The 15817-nt window shown below is 63.0% G+C and carries 16 protein-coding genes and 1 tRNA gene; 9 read left to right on the top strand and 8 right to left on the bottom strand.

Annotation, left to right across the window (positions count from 1 at the left end):
• Positions 1–67 precede the first annotated feature (67 nt).
• Both C5J22_RS21075 and C5J22_RS21070 read right to left on the bottom strand, forming a co-directional pair.
• Positions 68–154 (bottom strand) — tRNA-Leu (locus C5J22_RS21075).
• A gap of 102 nt (positions 155–256) precedes the next feature.
• Positions 257–559 carry a SelT/SelW/SelH family protein gene (locus C5J22_RS21070; RefSeq protein ID WP_046629407.1) on the bottom strand — a complete coding sequence of 101 codons (303 nt, stop codon included), beginning with the start codon at positions 557–559 and terminating at the stop codon, positions 257–259.
• Positions 560–711: 152 nt separating this feature from the next.
• Here C5J22_RS21070 and C5J22_RS21065 point away from each other — a divergent pair, with 152 nt between their 5' ends.
• Positions 712–1161 carry a DoxX family protein gene (locus C5J22_RS21065; protein ID WP_105439826.1) on the top strand — a complete coding sequence of 150 codons (450 nt, stop codon included), beginning with the start codon at positions 712–714 and terminating at the stop codon, positions 1159–1161.
• A gap of 31 nt (positions 1162–1192) precedes the next feature.
• Here C5J22_RS21065 and C5J22_RS21060 read toward each other — a convergent pair whose 3' ends face one another.
• Positions 1193–2080 carry an NAD(P)-dependent oxidoreductase gene (locus tag C5J22_RS21060; RefSeq protein WP_256386143.1) on the bottom strand — a complete coding sequence of 296 codons (888 nt, stop codon included), beginning with the start codon at positions 2078–2080 and terminating at the stop codon, positions 1193–1195.
• A gap of 120 nt (positions 2081–2200) precedes the next feature.
• Between C5J22_RS21060 and C5J22_RS21055 the strand changes: the two genes are divergently transcribed.
• The 3 genes from C5J22_RS21055 to C5J22_RS21045 all read left to right on the top strand — a co-directional run bounded on the left by C5J22_RS21055 (position 2201) and on the right by C5J22_RS21045 (position 4462).
• Positions 2201–2686, top strand: a complete 486-nt coding sequence (locus tag C5J22_RS21055) for a GFA family protein (RefSeq protein WP_105439825.1) — start codon at positions 2201–2203, stop codon at positions 2684–2686.
• A gap of 23 nt (positions 2687–2709) precedes the next feature.
• Positions 2710–3264 carry a sugar O-acetyltransferase gene (locus C5J22_RS21050; protein ID WP_105439824.1) on the top strand — a complete coding sequence of 185 codons (555 nt, stop codon included), beginning with the start codon at positions 2710–2712 and terminating at the stop codon, positions 3262–3264.
• 127 nt (positions 3265–3391) lie between these two features.
• Positions 3392–4462, top strand: coding sequence for a GH25 family lysozyme (locus C5J22_RS21045; RefSeq protein ID WP_105439823.1), 1071 nt, complete (start codon positions 3392–3394; stop codon positions 4460–4462).
• Positions 4463–4554: 92 nt separating this feature from the next.
• Here the strand turns inward: C5J22_RS21045 and C5J22_RS21040 are convergent, their stop codons facing one another.
• Positions 4555–5631, bottom strand: coding sequence for a class I SAM-dependent methyltransferase (locus tag C5J22_RS21040; RefSeq protein ID WP_105439822.1), 1077 nt, complete (start codon positions 5629–5631; stop codon positions 4555–4557).
• 149 nt (positions 5632–5780) lie between these two features.
• Here C5J22_RS21040 and C5J22_RS21035 point away from each other — a divergent pair, with 149 nt between their 5' ends.
• Positions 5781–6824, top strand: a complete 1044-nt coding sequence (locus C5J22_RS21035) for a GlxA family transcriptional regulator (RefSeq protein ID WP_105439821.1) — start codon at positions 5781–5783, stop codon at positions 6822–6824.
• Positions 6825–6857: 33 nt separating this feature from the next.
• Here C5J22_RS21035 and C5J22_RS21030 read toward each other — a convergent pair whose 3' ends face one another.
• Entirely contained in the window at positions 6858–8213 is a 1356-nt protein-coding gene (locus C5J22_RS21030; RefSeq protein ID WP_105439979.1) for a PLP-dependent aminotransferase family protein, read from the bottom strand.
• A 213-nt stretch (positions 8214–8426) separates the two neighbouring features.
• Here C5J22_RS21030 and C5J22_RS21025 point away from each other — a divergent pair, with 213 nt between their 5' ends.
• Together C5J22_RS21025 and C5J22_RS21020 are read left to right on the top strand one after the other, a co-directional pair.
• Positions 8427–9290: a DMT family transporter gene (locus C5J22_RS21025; RefSeq protein WP_105439820.1), complete on the top strand. Its 864-nt coding sequence runs from the start codon at positions 8427–8429 to the stop codon at positions 9288–9290.
• 87 nt (positions 9291–9377) lie between these two features.
• Positions 9378–9701 carry a hypothetical protein gene (locus C5J22_RS21020; RefSeq protein WP_105420733.1) on the top strand — a complete coding sequence of 108 codons (324 nt, stop codon included), beginning with the start codon at positions 9378–9380 and terminating at the stop codon, positions 9699–9701.
• A 66-nt stretch (positions 9702–9767) separates the two neighbouring features.
• On the opposite strand, the gene C5J22_RS21015 is transcribed toward C5J22_RS21020, so the two are convergent.
• From C5J22_RS21015 to gcvA, 3 genes are all read right to left on the bottom strand, one after another.
• The gene (locus C5J22_RS21015) at positions 9768–10439 is read right to left on the bottom strand and encodes a DUF2161 domain-containing phosphodiesterase (protein WP_105439819.1); all 672 of its coding nucleotides are present in this window, start codon (positions 10437–10439) and stop codon (positions 9768–9770) included.
• A 35-nt stretch (positions 10440–10474) separates the two neighbouring features.
• Positions 10475–12193, bottom strand: coding sequence for an ABC transporter ATP-binding protein (locus C5J22_RS21010; protein ID WP_105439818.1), 1719 nt, complete (start codon positions 12191–12193; stop codon positions 10475–10477).
• Between the two features lie 125 nt (positions 12194–12318).
• Entirely contained in the window at positions 12319–13260 is a 942-nt protein-coding gene (gene gcvA / locus C5J22_RS21005; RefSeq protein ID WP_105439817.1) for a transcriptional regulator GcvA, read from the bottom strand.
• A gap of 182 nt (positions 13261–13442) precedes the next feature.
• Between gcvA and speB the strand changes: the two genes are divergently transcribed.
• Positions 13443–14501, top strand: a complete 1059-nt coding sequence (gene speB / locus C5J22_RS21000; protein ID WP_105439816.1) for an agmatinase — start codon at positions 13443–13445, stop codon at positions 14499–14501.
• A 74-nt stretch (positions 14502–14575) separates the two neighbouring features.
• Entirely contained in the window at positions 14576–15664 is a 1089-nt protein-coding gene (locus C5J22_RS20995; protein WP_105439815.1) for a PotD/PotF family extracellular solute-binding protein, read from the top strand.
• The last annotated feature ends 153 nt before the right edge of the window (positions 15665–15817 follow it).

Below are 15817 nucleotides of genomic sequence, written 5' to 3'. Positions count from 1 at the left end.
AGGTGTCCAATGCGCAACTATCTGGAAAGGCGTTAAGTATTTGATCTTGGTAGAGATCAAATCGGAATGGTGCCCAGAAGAGGACTCGAACCTCCACACCCTTTCGGGTACCAGCACCTGAAGCTGGCGCGTCTACCAATTCCGCCATCTGGGCGACGGAGAGCCATGTACGGGTGTGACCTTCCCCTGTCAACTGGCTTTTTGAAGTTTCCGCGCCCGTCGCCAAAAAACCTTCACGGATCTGTCACGGACGGCCTCAGCTCTCGCCGTCTTCCTTCGCCTTGCGGTCCAGGTGGCCGAGGTCGCGGTCCGGGTCGATCATGTCGCGCACCCGCTGCTTCAACTCCTTGGGCCCGGGAAACCCGCCGTCCCGCTTGCGTTCCCAGATGAGTTCGCCATTCACCTGGATCTCGAAATTGCCGCCGGTGCCGGGAATCAGCGCCACTTCGCCGAGCGCGTCGCCAAAGGTCTGCAAAAGCTCCTGCGCCATCCAGCCGGCCCTGAGCAGCCAATTGCACTGGGTGCAATAGAGAATCGTAATGCGCGGTTTTTCCATCATGTTTCGCCTTCTACCCTAGTCAATTCGGTCTCACAATAATGTCAACTGGAATAGTCAAGTTTTTGAACGCAGGCACCTCGACAGAAGGAGCGCGAACGTCAATTTGGGGCTGCAGCAACGATAGTCGCGTCGTTTTCATAAAAAGAGGTCCCATGGCTCTTCAATCCACCACCCGCTCCCGCCTGATCATTCCGGCGCTCGCCCCCGTTTATACCTCCGCCCATGAGATCGTCGAGACGATCCTGCGCGTGACGGCCGGCGTGCTGCTGGTCACCCACGGTTTCGGCAAGATCACCAATCCGTTCGGCGCAGCCGGCATGGTGGAAAGCCTCGGCTTCTATCCGGGCGTCTTCTGGTCGCCGCTGCTCTCCGCCACGGAATTTTTCGGCGGCATCCTCGTCGCCATCGGCCTCTTCACCCGCCCGGCCTCCTTCGCAGCGATGATCGTGCTTCTGGTCACCGTCTATTTCCACGGCATCGCACAGAACCAGGGTCTCGCCGGTGCGGAAAAATCCATTCTCTGGGCAGCGATCTTCCTGTTCTTCGCCCTGCGCGGCGGCAATAGCCAGTCGGTCGACGCCCGCCTCGGCCGGACATTCTAACTTCGCTATCAGGGCTGAGCCTCTCCGGGGCTCAGCCTTTTCCTTCGAGCACCAGCCGTACGACTGTGCCGAGATCGGCCTCGGCAAACCCAAGCGCCGCCGCATTCTCGAAGCTGGCGCGTGCCGCCTCGATGGCCGGCGTTGCGACGCCAAGGCCGCGGGCAAGGTCGAGAACCACCCCCATGTCCTTCAGCACGCCGGAGACCGGAAAGCCGACTGCCTCGGTCTCGCCGAGTATGACCGGAAGCCGGGACCGCATGGCCGGGCTCGCCGCCGGGCTGCCGGACAGGATCTCGATCATCTTGTCGCGCCCGAGCCCCGCCTTGCCACCAAGCTCGACGGCTTCCTTCATGATCTGCCACAGCCCCATCAGCATCATGTTGTTGACGAGCTTCGCAGATGCACCGTCGCCCAGCTTGCCGACGTGGTGAATACGGTTGGAAAGAACGTCGGCGACCGGCAGGAAACGCTGAAAATCCTTCTCCGCGCCGCCGATATAAAGGCCGACCGTGCCCGCCAGCAGCATTTCCGGCCCGCCGGAGATCGGCGCGTCGAGAAGCGCCGCACCCGCCTTGCCCATCGCATCGTGATGGGCGCGCAGCGTCTCGGGACTGACGGTGCTGGTATCGACGATCAGCTTGCCGGTGATATCGGCGGCGGTGAGTTCACTGAGCATCGCGTGCACCGCTGCATCGTCGAGCAGTGCCAGGATGACGATATCCGAAGCATCGAGAAGTGCAGCCAGGTCGACTGAGGCAGAGATTCCAAGGGCCGTCGCCGTCTCGGGCGCTAGACCGCTGCGTGTCCATCCCGCCACTGCAAAACCCTGCATTGCAAGGCGTTCCGCCATGGCGCTGCCCATCCGGCCGAGGCCGACGATACCAATGCGCTCTTTTGTCATGCGTTTGATCCTGCTCATGTCGTGTTCGCGAACTTTAAAGCAGAACATGCCGGTCTCGTCTTCTTCATTTTGCATTGCGGGAGGGCCGGGGAATATTTCATATTCGACATGCGTAATCTGAGGGAGCCCGGACGGAAGATGAGCGAAATATTCGAGGGCGGCTGCTTCTGCGGCAAAGTGCGTTATCGCATGCATGGGCGGCCGATGTTCATCCATTGCTGCCATTGCATCGATTGCCAACAGCAGACGGGCGGCGCCTTTGCGATCAATGCGCTGATCGAAGCCGACCGGGTGGAGATCACTGAGAGCCAGCCGGTCGCAGTGGCGATGAAGACCGATAGCGGCCTGCCCCACGATATCTACCGCTGCCCGCAATGCCAGACAGCGGTCTGGAGCGACTACGGCCGGCGCCAATGGATGCTGTTCGTCCGGGTCCAGACGCTCGAAAGGCGCTCCGAATTCTCACCGGACGTGCATATCTTTACGCGCTCGAAAGTCGGCTGGGTGGGCCTGCCGGAAGGCGCTAACGTCTTCGATGAATATTATAGTACGAAGAGGATGTGGCCGCCCGAAAGCCTCGCACGGCGCGAGGCCGCCCGGGTCAAGGCCGAGGCGGAACGCTGAAGCGGGAAGGGTCACGAGACGGGATGGCGAGCGAACGCGAAAAGATGGCGGCCGGCGAGTGGTATTGCTGCCTCGATCCGGAACTCGACGCGCTGAGGGACAAGGCGCGGATGGCCGTGCATGCGCATAACACCATGCCGCCCGCCGACCGGGGTGCGATGGCGCCTGCCCTGCGCACGCTGTTCGGTGCAGCGCCCGACGCATTTCTGGAAGCCCCCTTCCACTGCGCCTACGGCTTCAACGTCTTTCTTGGGCAAGGCGTCTATCTGAATGCCGGCTGCACGATCCTCGACACCGCACCGGTCAGAATCGGTGCCCATTCGATGCTAGGGCCGGGCGTCCAGCTCTATTGCGCCGATCACCACCGCGACCCCGTCCTGCGCGCCCAAGGTCTTGAGGTCGGCCGCCCGATCAGCATTGGCGCCAACGTCTGGATTGGTGGCGGCGCGATCATTCTAGGCGGCATCACGATCGGCGACGGGGCGATCGTCGGCGCAGGTTCCGTCGTCACGCGGGACGTGCCGCCGGCCGCCACGGTCGTGGGAAATCCGGCGAGGTCGATCATCCCGCGCGACTGATTTCAGAACATCTCCGCGCGTAAAGATTGGATTCAGCATTTTTTGGTAATTTTCCGTTAGCAATTCCTGTCGGGGTTTATCGACGGCGGGGGCGGCCGTCTTTGTTGTCTTGCGTACGGGTTTCAAAATGCGTTTATCGGCTGTGCCAGCACTCCTTGTCACCTGCCTCGCTTTGGCGGGCTGCGCCTCGGCATCCGGTCCGGACGAGCTGGTCGCCGGCGTCGCCACCCAAGAGAAAACAGGCTCGGTCGATCTGCCCGCCCCCGTCCCGTCGGTCGGTGTCGGCAAGACCGCGCGGATCGGCGCGCCGCAGTCGCCCCAGCAGCAGACCTTACCGCAGCAGCAGGAGATCGCCTGGAACGGTGCGATGCCGGCGCCGCAGGCCTTCGTGCGGGAAACGACGGTCGGCATGCCGCTTCCAGCCGAGCGGCCGGTCGCCATGCTGGTGCCCGACCAGCCGGCGCTGGAAACCGTACCTCACAGGGGGCGCCTGCAGATCTACAGCCGCCAGTTCCGCGATGCCAAGCCGATCAATTTTGGTAGGGTTTCGCCGAGAAGCTATCCGGTGCACGGCGTCGACGTGTCGCGCTGGCAAGGCGACATCGACTGGGCGAAGCTTCGCACCCAGGGCGCCAACTTCGCCTATATCAAGGCGACCGATGGCGGCGACCATCTCGATCCGATGTTCAGGACCAATTGGCGAAGAGCCAAGGAGGCGGGCATCCGGCGCGGCGCCTACCATTTCTTCTACTGGTGCCGCACTGCCGGGGAACAGGCCGACTGGTTCATCCGCAACGTGCCCCGCGATCCGGACGCTCTGCCGCCGGTGATCGACGTCGAATGGAACGGCGAGTCGAGTTGCAAGGCGAAACTCTCCCGCGCCCGGGTGCTAGAAAAGATGCAGGTCTTCATGGACAAGCTGGAGCGTTATTACGGCCAGCGGCCGATCATCTACACGGCGCCGGATTTCTACGAGGACAACCTGTCGGGCGAACTGCTCAACTATCCGTTCTGGCTGCGCGCCGTCGCCCAGCATCCTTCCAAGGTCTATCCGGGCCGCAGGTGGCTGTTCTGGCAATATTCCGGCTCCGGCCTGTCGCACGGCGTCGACGGCAAGATCGACCTCAACGTCTTCCACGGATCGGAAGAGCAGTGGCACAACTGGGCCTCGCCGCGCACGACGATCGCACAGAATTAGACGCCGACAACGAGGCCGGCGAAAGAACAAGCGCGCAGGACCTGTGAAACCGGCCCCGCGCGCTCCCTGGAGGTTACATCAATGCGGCCGGATTACAGCCGTGCCTCGAGGACGAGGTTGAACGGCGTTGCCATCGCCCGCCGGAAGCGGGTGAAACCGGCCTTGTAGAAAATCTCCCGCAGCCTTGCTTCGCCGGCTTGCGCGCCGAGCACCATGTGGCCGCCGTCGGAAATCGCATGGGCGCAGCAGATCGTCGTCGACGCAGCGTAATACATGCGGGCGACGGGCGAGATGTTGTCGTCGACGCGGTCGTTGGCGAAGGGCTCGACGAGCATCACCGTACCATCCGGCGCAAGCGTTCTCGCCGCATGCCGGGCTGCCGCCAACGGGTCGCCCATATCGTGCAGGCAATCGAAGAAGCAGATCAGGTCATAGCCCTTGCCGGGATAGTTTTCGGCGCGTGCCGTCTCGAACGCGACCCGTCCGGTGACGCCCGCGTCTGCGGCGATCTTGCGGCCTTCGTCGAGGGATACCCGATGCGTATCGAAGCCACGGAAACGCGAGGCCGGGAAAGCCTGCGCCATCAGCACCGTGGAGTGGCCATGGCCGCAGCCGACATCCGCCACCGAGGCACCGGCCTTCAGCTTGTCGACCACGCCATCGAGGGCCGGCAGCCATTCCGGGACCAGGCTTGCCTTGTAGGCATTGCGATAGAGCGAGGCTACACCGCAATAAAGCCGGCCATCATGATCGCCCCAGGGAATGCCGGAACCCTTGCGAAAGGCCTCCAGCGCCTTTTCCTCATCCGACCACATGGAAGCCGGCACGCCCCAGGCAGCGGCAAGGAAGACCGGGCTATCCTCGTTGGCAAGCACCAGCGCCTGTTCCGGGGTAAGTTCGAAGCTGTCGCTGACGGCATGAAACAGAACATAACCGCCGGCAACCTGCGAATTCAGCCACTCGCGGATGTAACGTTCGGCGCAGCCGGTGCGGCTTGCTAGCTCGTGGGCACTGAGCGGTCCGGCCCCGGCCATTGCCTTATAGAGCCCGAGACGATGGCCGATACTGACCATAACGCCTCCGTACCCCGCCGACAGATCGCCGATGGCGCGGGAAACGATCGCGTCCAACTTGGCCGGATCGATCTCGTTCGTCTTGACGTAGTCCATATTGCTATCTCCTGTTCCTTCATCGGAAATTGATGATGGCAAAGGATCGCAGGTCCGACCCGGTTCGGGCAGAGCGGGAAAATCCACAATCGGGCCGTTTGCGCCATTCTCAGGCTCGGTGTACGGATTTGATCATTGGAGGGATCGTTATGCCGCGTGAGGCGACCGGGACAAGTTTGAAGCCGCTGCATGTAAGCTTGGTGGCCATTCCCGATGCCGTGGTCTCGACGCTGAGCGGCGTCTTCGACGTGATGAACGCCTTTTCCGTCCTGCCGCCGCCGGACGTTGCGATAACCCGCCCGTTCGAAGTCCAGATCGTCGGCATAGAGGTCGGGCCGCTGACCCTCGCGAGCCTGGTGCCGGTCACCGTCCAGCGCAGCATCGCCACGCTTGAGGCGACCGATATCGTCATCGTCCCGTCGATCCTGCTGAGGCCGGACGGCTGGCGGAAAGGCCGTTATCCGGAGCTGGTCGACTGGGTAAACCGGATGCATGCGGGCGGCGCGCTGATATGTTCGGCCTGTTCGGGCATTTTCCTGCTGGCCGAGACCGGCCTCTTCGACGGCGCCGATGCGACCGTGCATTTCGGTTATGCCGGTACCTTCGCGGCCGCCTTTCCGCAGGTGTCGATCCATCCCGAACGGGTGCTGGTGGTTTCCGGACGGCGCGAGGAGCTGATCAGCTCGGGCGCTTCGATGACCTGGCACGATCTCGTTCTTTACCTCATCGCGCGCCATATGGGCGCCGCTGCCGCCCGATCGATCGCGCGCTACTTCGCACTGCAATGGCATCAGGACGGGCTCGCCCCCTATATCGTCTTCGAAGGCCGCAAGGACCATGGCGACACGGCGATCCAGGCGGCGCAGGATTGGGTCGCAACCCACTTTTCCGTCGCAAACCCGCTCGAGGAGATGATCCTGCGGGCTGGCCTTACCGAACGCACCTTCAAGCGTCGGTTCACGGCTGCAGCAGGCGTCAGCCCGATCGCCTACGTGCAGCGCCTGAGGATCGAGGAGGCCAAGCGCCGGCTGGAGGGGACGGAAGCTTCGGTCGACGAGATCAGTTGGCAGGTCGGTTATGAGGAGCCCGCCTTCTTCCGCCGTCTGTTCAAGCGTGTCACGGGCCTCGCACCCGGCGCCTACCGGCGGCGTTTCCAAATCCCGGATTTTGCGCGCTCGGACAAGAATACCTGACGACCGAAGTCCCGGCCGGCAGCTCTCACCCCATCATTGACCCAGGGCGTCGAGCGCCCGTCCGAGGCTCCGGAATATCCTCGCATCCTCCGACTGCGCCACGTTGAAGCGCAGGAAGCTGCCGGCGTTCTGGGAGAGGCTGAATGCGTTGCCGGGGGCCAGCACGATATTGTCGGCAAGGCAGGCGCGCGCCACATCCGCCGCCTCTATCCCGTTCGGAAGCCTGCACCAGAGAAACAGGCCGGCGCGCGGCTGCAGCCAGGGCCTGATGCCGAGCGTTGCAAGACGCCCCGTCGTCGCCTCCATTGCCCGGGACAGCCTGACGCGCAGTTCTTCCAGATGTTTCCTGTAGCTGCCATCGGTCAACAGCAGCAATACGAGCTCGGAGGACAGCCGGCCCGCAGCGAAGCTCGTGGCAATCTTCAGGTCGACCAGACCCTCGATCCATTCCCGCTTGGCGGCGATGAAGCCGCAGCGCACCGAAGCCGACAGCGTCTTCGAAAAGCTGCCGATATGCACCACCCGGTCGAGCCCGTCGAAGGCGGCCAGACGCGGCGCCGGCTCATGCTCCAGATCGGCGAAGATATCGTCCTCTATGACCGTCAGCCCGGCCCGGTCGGCGAGTTTCAGGAGCCGATGCGCTACAACCGGCGAAAGCGTCGCGCCGGTCGGATTGTGGATCGCCGAATTGGTGATGTAGAGCCGCGGCTTGTGCTCCTCGATCGCCTTTCCGAATGCCTCGATATCCGGCCCGGCCGGTGTCATCGGCACGCCGACGACTTTTGCGCGATGCGCACGCAGCAGGGCGTGGAAATTGAAATAGCATGGATCGTCGACCAGAACCGCATCGCCCGGCTCGATCAGAAAACGGCAGAGAAGGTCGATGGCATGGGTGCCGGATTCGGTGAGGATGATCTGGTCCGGAGCCGCTGATATGCCATGCTCCCCCATCCGGCGGGAGAGGAGTTGCCGCAGCGGCGGCGAGCCAAGCGGCGTGCCGTAGTCCGACAGGACCCGGTCCTCGCTGCGCGACAGGCTGCGCAAAGCCCTTCGGATCGCCGCCTCGGGCATCCAGGAGGACGGCAGCCAGCCACAGCCGGGCTTCAACAGGTCGCCATCCTCCAGCGCCTGGCGCGACACCCAGAACGGATCGATTGCCCGGTCGAGCTTCGGGCCGATCTCGGAAAGCGACAGCGGTGCCAGCGGGCTCGAGACGTAGAAACCCGACCCCGGCCGAGAGCGGATCAATCCTTCCGCGGCCAGCCGCTCATAGGCTTCCACTACGGTCGAGGCGGAGACATGCATCGCCTTGGCAAAGGCCCGCACCGAAGGAAGCCGCGCGCCGGGCACCAGTCCGCGGCCGGCGATACGGCTGCGGATCTCCGCCATGACGGCCCCGATACGCTGGCCGCCGCCCTTCTGTTCCGCCCTTGCATCCACCGTACTGCTCCACAAACCATAACAGTTTCTGGAAATTGTATCGCATTGTCTCTGGTGCCGCCATGGCTTCCGGCCGATAGCGGGAAAATACCCAAGGAATGCCTGCGATGAACGTCCAAGGGAGGCGTTCAAGGGCAAGGCTTGGAAATCAGGAGACTTTCGATGAACAACACGACAAGCGGCTGGATCAGCGGTTTCGTTGGCGTTTTGATCTTCAGCGGGTCGCTTCCCGCCACCCGCATTGCCGTTGCGGATTTCGATCCGCTGTTCCTGACCGTGGCGCGGGCCACGATCGCCGGGCTGCTCGCCATATGCCTGCTGCTGGCCTTTCGCGAAAAACGCCCGGCCCCGTCCGATCTTCTGCCGCTCGCCATCGTCTCGCTCGGCGTCGTCATCGGTTTTCCGCTGCTCACGGCGCTGGCGCTGAAACATATCACCTCGGCTCACTCCATCGTGTTCGTCGGCCTGCTGCCATTGTCGACGGCGATCTTCGGGGTACTGAGGGGTGGCGAACGCCCGAAGGCCGTCTTCTGGTTGTTCTCCTGCCTCGGCAGCGCCATTGTCGCCGGCTTCGCGCTGTTTCAGGAAGAGGCCGCCTCCTCGGTCGGCGATCTCCTGATGCTGGGGGCGATCATCGCCTGCGGGCTCGGTTATGCGGAAGGCGCCAGCCTGTCGCGCAAGCTCGGCGGATGGCAGGTCATCTCCTGGGCGCTGGCACTTTCCCTGCCTGTGATGCTGACCCTGTCGATCGCCGCGATGCCGGTCTCCCTGCCCGATCTCGACAGCACGTCCTGGTTCGGTCTTGGCTATGTCTCGCTGTTCAGCATGCTGATCGGATTCATCTTCTGGTATCGCGGCCTGGCGCTCGGCGGCATTGCCGGGGTAAGCCAATTGCAGCTTCTTCAGCCCTTTTTCGGCCTGGTTCTGGCGGCCGCACTTCTCGGCGAAAAGGTCAGTCTCGGCATGTTCGCCGCGACGCTTGCGGTGGTTGCCTGCGTGGCAGGCGCCAAGAGATTTGCCCGTTAATTCGGCACGACCTGCTTGCGGCGTTCACGAATTCGGGAACCAAACGCGTACCGAGGCATTATCCGGCTGCAGAAGGAGGAAGCAAGCATGACTTTTGATCCCAATGACAGAAAGTTCGAGACCCGTGATCCGGACCTCCGGGCCACTGAAGTCCGGAGCAGCACCTCTTCGTGGGTACCGTGGGTAGCCGTGATCGCCGTCATTCTGGTCGGCGCTTTCGTATGGTCGCAGATGGGCGGTTCCTCGACCGATCCGCAGACTACGTCTTCGACCAACCCGCCGGTAACCGACAACTCCACGTCGTCCCCTGCACCGGCTCCAATGACCCCGGCAGCTCCGCCGGCTAACAATGCCACTCCGGCAACTCCGCCGGCTGGCGGCGCGACTGGCGGCACCGGCACGCAGCCGTAAGCCTCGCGCTCGAGAGATCAACAAAGCCGCCCGCTTTCGAAGCGGGCGGCTTTTCTGTTGGTGCAATTAAAGCTCTATCTCGCCCGGCGCCGTCTGCGGCCAGCGCTGCAGCGCCTGCCGGCCGACCTCGGTGAGCCCATAGACGCCCTTGTCGATGCGCTCGAACCAGCCGTAATAGTTGGCGCGCAGGATCGTGCCAGCGGTAGGCGCCGCCTGCTTCATGTCGCGCGGTCTGAGCGGGCCGCCGCTAAGCGCCGAAGCACAGGCAAGTGCTTGCTGGCGATAGGCGGTCATGACCGGGACCTTGGTGCTGCCGCCGACAGCCGGATCGCCTTTGCGCTTACGATGTTCCTTGAGCAGCCGCGTGCGCCGTTTCGGATTGGTGCGCGGCATCGGCGAGACCGAACTGACCAGCACGCTGACCTCACCCTGATCCGAGACGCCGAGCATGCCGATCCCGAGCCGGCGGCAGAGATCGCGATACCGTTTGTCCGCCTCGCGTCCCCTGCCCTTGGCGGAAACCCGCGCAGCGATCCACACCTCGTCCGAAACCCCGGCCCGGTCGACCGCCTGCAGGATCAGTTCGAGATTGAAGGTGAGCTTCAGCTCGCAGATCACCACGACTGGTGGATCCGTCTCGCTCAACCCCACCAGATCGCAGCCGCACACCTCCCCCTTCACCTCGTATCCGAAGCTTTCGAGGAAGGTTTTGACGGGGAGATAAAGCGAAGTTTCCATGCGGTCCGGCGGCGTGAATCAGTGGGTGGAGACTATCACATCACCCCAACCTGCGCCGCGTGGAGCCTGGTATAGGCACCGCGCTTGGCGATCAGGTCCTGGTGGGTGCCCTGCTCGAGAATGCCGTTGCCGTCGATGACGACGATGCGGTCGGCGCCCTGGATGGTGGCGAGGCGGTGGGCGATGATCAGTGTCGTGCGGCCTTGCGAGAGCTCGGCAAGCGAACGCTGGATGGCGCGTTCCGTCTCGGTATCGAGCGCCGAGGTTGCCTCGTCGAGGATCAGGATCGGCGGGTTTTTCAGGAACATGCGGGCGATCGCGACGCGCTGTTTCTGGCCGCCGGAGAGTTTCACGCCGCGCTCGCCGATCACCGTGTCGAGCCCCTGCGGCAGGCCCGCGAGCATCTCTTCGAGCCTTGCCTGGCGCGCCGCCTCGACAATATCCACCTCGCTGGCGCCGAGGCGGCCATAGGCGATGTTCTCGCGGATCGTCCCGCCGAACAGGAAGACGTCCTGCTGGACGATGCCGATCTGCTGGCGCAGCGACACCTTGGTCATTGCGCGGATATCGATGCCGTCGATGGTGATGCTTCCGGCACCGATCTCGTAGAAGCGCGGCAACAGCGAGCAGATCGTGGTCTTGCCCGCGCCCGAAGGCCCCACGAAGGCGATCGTTTCGCCGGCGCGGATCGAGAGGTTGACGTTTTCGAGCACCGGTTTGTCCGGGCTGTAACCGAAGGAGACGCTCTGATAGGCGATTTCGCCCCTGAGGTGATCGACGTCGACCGCATCGGGAGCATCGGCGATATCCGGTTCGGTATCGATCAATTCGGCGAAGCGGCGGAAGCCGGCAATGCCTTTCGGATAGGTCTCGATCACCGAATTGATCTTCTCGACCGGGCGGAAGAATACCCCGACCAGCAGCAGGAAGCCGATGAAGCCGCCGGCGGTCAGCTCGCCCGACAGCACGAAATAGGCACCGGCAATCATCACCACCATCTGGGTCAGCCGCATGCTCATGTAGCTGAGCGAGCTGCTCGCCGCCATCAGCTTGTAGGCATCGAGCTTGACGCGCCGGTAGTTCTGGTTGTCCTTTTCGAAAAGCGCGCGCTCGTGGCTCTCGTTGGCGAAAGCCTGGACCACACGGATGCCGCCGACATTTTCCTCGATGCGGGCATTGAAATCACCGACGCGACCGAAGAGACGGCGGAAATTATCGGTCATTCGGCCGCCGAAATGGCTCGTCACCCAGGCGGTCAGCGGCACGACGACGGCCGTGATCATCGCCAGCTGCGGATTGACCGAGAACATCAGCGCGAGAGCGCCGACAAAGGTCATGATGGCGATGAACAGGTCTTCCGGCCCGTGATGGGCGACCTCGCCGATCTCTTCCAGGTCCTTGGTGAGGCGCCCGACGATATGGCCGGTCTTCTGATTGTCGAAATAGCTGAACGAGAGCTTTTGCAGATGGTTGAAGGCGGCCCGGCGCATGTCCGTCTCGATATTGATGCCGAGCATATGGCCCCAATAGGTAACGATCGCCATCAGGCCGGTATTGATCGCGTAAATCACCAGCAGCACTGCCGATGCGAGCAGGATCAGCAGCCATTCGTGGCTGAGGAGAAGCCGGTCGACGAACAGCTTCACCGCCATCGGAAAGCCGAGTTCCAGCACGCCCGAAATGATCGCGCAGCCGAAATCCAGGATGAAAAGCCCGCGGTATGGCCGGTAATAGGCAAAGAAGCGACGAAGCATCGGACACTCTATGAAATCAATAGATGAGCAGCAGTGGCAAGTTTTTGAACCCCGCTTAGCCGGGTTCGCCGGCGAGGTAAACCTCCGCTCTACTGATCGCCCGGACAATGGATACAGGATAGATATCAGGCGCGGCGGCCGCGCAACAGGATGCGGGCCGAGGTATGCGGTTCGGCGAGCTGATCTGCCTCCAGCGAGGCGAACAGCCAGTCGATGAAGACCCGCACGATCGGTGCCGAACGCATGGCTGGCCGGCAGGCGACGTAAAAGGCATCGTTGGCCGGAACGCTCAGGTCGAAAGGCACGACCAGCTCGCCGCGGGCAATCAGCTTGCTGGCGGTGATCGTGTCGCCGAGCGCGATCCCCTGGCCGTGCAGCGCGGCTTCCGTCGAAAACCGCGCGTCGCCCATGAAATATTGCTGCCGGCGCGGCAGGTCGACGGCGTCGGCGGCGGAAAGCCAGGTGTTCCACTCGCGCCCGTCCGCGTCGCCATGCAGCAGGACATGGTCTTCGAGATCGCGCATCGAGCGCAGCGGCCGGCTGTTGAGCAGGGTCGGGCTCGCAACCGGGAAAAGCTGCAGGTTGCTCCAGAGCCGCGTCCAGGCATCCGGCCAGTTGCCGTCACCATAGAGAACGGCGACGTCGACATCCGAGGAATGCAGCACGGCCGGATCGTTGGAGGCGGCAAGCTTCAGCCTGACGCCGGGAAACTGTTCGGTGAAGGAATTGAGGCGCGGGACGATCCAGAAGGACAGCAGCGCCGGCACGCAGGTGATCGACAGCTCGCCTGATGTCGCCGGCCGCTTCATCTGCGCGGTCGCGGCGGCGATCTCGCCAAATGCCTGGCTGACCGCCGGCAATAACAGCGCGCCCTCCGAGGTGAGCTTCAGTCGCTTGGCGCCGCGTTCGAACAGCGAGACCTGCAGCGAGCTTTCCAGCGCCTTGATCTGGTGGCTGACCGCGCCGTGGGTGACGTTGAGCTCCCGGGCCGCTGCAGAAACCGAGCCGCGGCGGGCCGTGGCCTCGAAGGCGCGCAGCGGATTGAGGGGCGGCAGGCGGTTGCTCATCTTGGTCCCGGACCGATCGTCGAATTGATCTTAAGTGTTAGTTTTTCTCACAGCCACTGCTAGAACAATCTCAATTGCTTTTCCACCCGCACCTGACGGATAATGATGAAAACAAGGGCGGTAAGCCCAGTGGAACAAAAATTAGGCTGCACACAAGCGGCTGGCAGACAGGCGAGGCGATCATGACATTCGACGCGAAGAAGCTCGACGAATTGCGCGCAAAATATCTCGACAGCCCCGGCGGCGAGATTTTCGATCCGAAATTCAAAAAGGTCGGCGAGAAGATCTTCGACAAGGCCGGCACCCGCGTCGCGCCCTATGCGGGCATTCCCACGCTTCTCGATGCGCCCTACAGGCCGCTCGATGCGGAGAACCCGGATTTCGGCGACTTGCAGGTGGCGATGGTCGGCATGCCCATGGATCTCGGCGTCACCAACCGCCCGGGCTCGCGCTTCGGACCGAGGGCGCTGCGCACGATCGAGCGCGTCGGCCCCTATAACCACGTGATGGAATGCGCGCCGATTTATGAACTGAACGTCGCGGATATCGGCGACGTGGCCTTCCGCAGCCGCTATCGGCTGGAAATGAGCCATGACGACATCGAAAAGCGCGTCGGCCAGATCGTCGATGCCGGCGTGCTGCCGCTCTCGGTCGGCGGCGACCATTCGATCACCCATCCGATTCTGAAGGCGGTCGGCAAAAAGGCGCCTGTGGGCATGATCCATATCGATGCCCATTGCGACACGAGCGGCTTTTTCGACGAGACCAAGTTCCACCACGGCGGCCCCTTCCGCAACGCGGTGCTCGACGGCGTGCTCGATCCCACCCGGACGATCCAGATCGGCATCCGCGGGGCTGCCGAATATCTGTGGGAGTTCTCCTACGAGTCCGGCATGACCGTCATCCACGCCGAGGAAGTGACCGGTATGGGGCTGCCGGCGATCATCGAGAAGGCCAGACAAATCGTCGGCGACGGCCCGACCTATGTCTCCTTCGATATCGACAGCCTCGACCCGAGCTTTGCGCCCGGTACGGGCACACCGGAGATCGGCGGGCTCACCACCCGCGAAGTGCTGGAGTTGATCCGCGGCCTCAAGGGCATCAACATCGTCGGCGGCGACGTGGTCGAGGTGGCGCCGCAATATGACGCGACCAACAACACGGCCCATGCGGGCGCTCAGATATTGTTCGAAATCCTGAGCCTGATGGTCTTCAGCCCTTCCGTGAAGGGCCGCGCCTGACATAAACTGCATTCAACAAGGGAACTCGCCGGCCGGCGAAGCACCGGCAGGCCTAAAAAACAAAGGAGAACATCATGCGTGACATTCTGAATGCCAAACTGGGCCGCCGCAGCGTGCTCGGTGCCGGCCTCGCCGGCGCCTCCATGCTGGCCATGCCCTCGGTGCTGCGCGCCCAGGACAAGTCGCTGAAGGTCGGCGTCTATGGCGGCTTCTTCAAGGATTCGTTCGACAAGAACATCTTTCCTGACTTCACCAAGGCGACCGGCATCGCCATCGAATCGGTCGCCGAGCCGACCGGCGAAGCCTGGCTGGTTCAGCTCGAACAGGCCGCCAAGGCGGGTGCCGCTCCGGCCGACGTCTCGATGATGTCGCAGGTCGCCATGCTGAAGGGTCAGACAACCAAGCTCTGGGCGCCGCTCGACGCCGCCAAGCTGCCGAATTCCAAGAACCTCATCGACAACTTCGTCAACAAATATCCGGACGGCAAGATTGCCGGCATCGGCGCCGTTTCCTGGTACATCACGCTGGTGACCAATACGCAGGCCTACAAGGAAGCCCCGACCTCCTGGGCAGCCCTGTGGGACAAGGCGAATGCCGACAAGCTCGGCCTCCTGGCGCTCGTCTCCAACTCCTTCCTGCTCGAAGTGACGGCAAAGACCTTCATGGGCGGCACCAAGGCGCTCGATACCGACGAGGGCATCCTCAAGGCGCTCGAAAAGCTCGCGGAAGTGAAGCCGAACGTCCGCCTCTGGTATCGCGACGAAGCGCAGTTCGAACAGGCGCTGAAGTCGGGCGAAATTCCGATGGGCCAGTATTACCACGACGTCACAGGCCTTGCCGCGTCGCAAGGAAGCCCCGTCCGCTCGACCTTCCCGAAGGAAGGCGGCATCCAGGACAGCGGCTGCTGGGCGCTGTCGCGTGCCTCGAAGAAGACCGAGGAAGCGCATACCTTCATCAACTACATGTGCCAGCCGGCCATCCAGGCGACGCTGTCGCGGAAAGTCGGCACCTCGCCGACCGTCAAGCGCGACCTGCTCGACCTCACCGCCGACGAATTCGCCTCGGTCTCCTCCGATATCGAGCCGATCATCCCGCGTTACGATCTCTACCAGACCAAGTCCGACTTCCTGAACCAGAAGTGGACGGAGATGATCGCAGGGTGATTTGAATCCGTATAAGGTCGAAGCCGGAAGCCCCCTCACCCGGCCTCCGCTTCGCTCGGCCACCGACCGGGGACGAGCCACTTGTCTCGTCCCGTCCTTCGGACCCCCAAGGGGAGAGGAGGGAAAAGCGAGGGTGCAGCACAAATATCTTCT

This window comes from Neorhizobium sp. T25_13 (assembly GCF_002968675.1).
Lineage (GTDB): Bacteria > Pseudomonadota > Alphaproteobacteria > Rhizobiales > Rhizobiaceae > Neorhizobium > Neorhizobium tomejilense.
The sequence above is the reverse complement of the archived record's forward strand: the minus strand, read 5'-3'. Positions and strand labels throughout refer to the sequence as shown.

Excerpts from the sequence above, each read along its gene's own strand:
- C5J22_RS21070 (WP_046629407.1), bottom strand. The coding sequence starts at position 559 with ATGATGGAAAAACCGCGCATTACGATTCTCTATTGCACCCAGTGCAAT.
- C5J22_RS21065 (WP_105439826.1), top strand. The coding sequence starts at position 712 with ATGGCTCTTCAATCCACCACCCGCTCCCGCCTGATCATTCCGGCGCTC.
- C5J22_RS21060 (WP_256386143.1), bottom strand. The coding sequence starts at position 2,080 with ATGAGCAGGATCAAACGCATGACAAAAGAGCGCATTGGTATCGTCGGC.
- C5J22_RS21055 (WP_105439825.1), top strand. The coding sequence starts at position 2,201 with ATGAGCGAAATATTCGAGGGCGGCTGCTTCTGCGGCAAAGTGCGTTAT.
- C5J22_RS21050 (WP_105439824.1), top strand. The coding sequence starts at position 2,710 with ATGGCGAGCGAACGCGAAAAGATGGCGGCCGGCGAGTGGTATTGCTGC.
- C5J22_RS21045 (WP_105439823.1), top strand. The coding sequence starts at position 3,392 with ATGCGTTTATCGGCTGTGCCAGCACTCCTTGTCACCTGCCTCGCTTTG.
- C5J22_RS21040 (WP_105439822.1), bottom strand. The coding sequence starts at position 5,631 with ATGGACTACGTCAAGACGAACGAGATCGATCCGGCCAAGTTGGACGCG.
- C5J22_RS21035 (WP_105439821.1), top strand. The coding sequence starts at position 5,781 with ATGCCGCGTGAGGCGACCGGGACAAGTTTGAAGCCGCTGCATGTAAGC.
- C5J22_RS21030 (WP_105439979.1), bottom strand. The coding sequence starts at position 8,213 with ATGGCGGAGATCCGCAGCCGTATCGCCGGCCGCGGACTGGTGCCCGGC.
- C5J22_RS21025 (WP_105439820.1), top strand. The coding sequence starts at position 8,427 with ATGAACAACACGACAAGCGGCTGGATCAGCGGTTTCGTTGGCGTTTTG.
- C5J22_RS21020 (WP_105420733.1), top strand. The coding sequence starts at position 9,378 with ATGACTTTTGATCCCAATGACAGAAAGTTCGAGACCCGTGATCCGGAC.
- C5J22_RS21015 (WP_105439819.1), bottom strand. The coding sequence starts at position 10,439 with ATGGAAACTTCGCTTTATCTCCCCGTCAAAACCTTCCTCGAAAGCTTC.
- C5J22_RS21010 (WP_105439818.1), bottom strand. The coding sequence starts at position 12,193 with ATGCTTCGTCGCTTCTTTGCCTATTACCGGCCATACCGCGGGCTTTTC.
- gcvA (WP_105439817.1), bottom strand. The coding sequence starts at position 13,260 with ATGAGCAACCGCCTGCCGCCCCTCAATCCGCTGCGCGCCTTCGAGGCC.
- speB (WP_105439816.1), top strand. The coding sequence starts at position 13,443 with ATGACATTCGACGCGAAGAAGCTCGACGAATTGCGCGCAAAATATCTC.
- C5J22_RS20995 (WP_105439815.1), top strand. The coding sequence starts at position 14,576 with ATGCGTGACATTCTGAATGCCAAACTGGGCCGCCGCAGCGTGCTCGGT.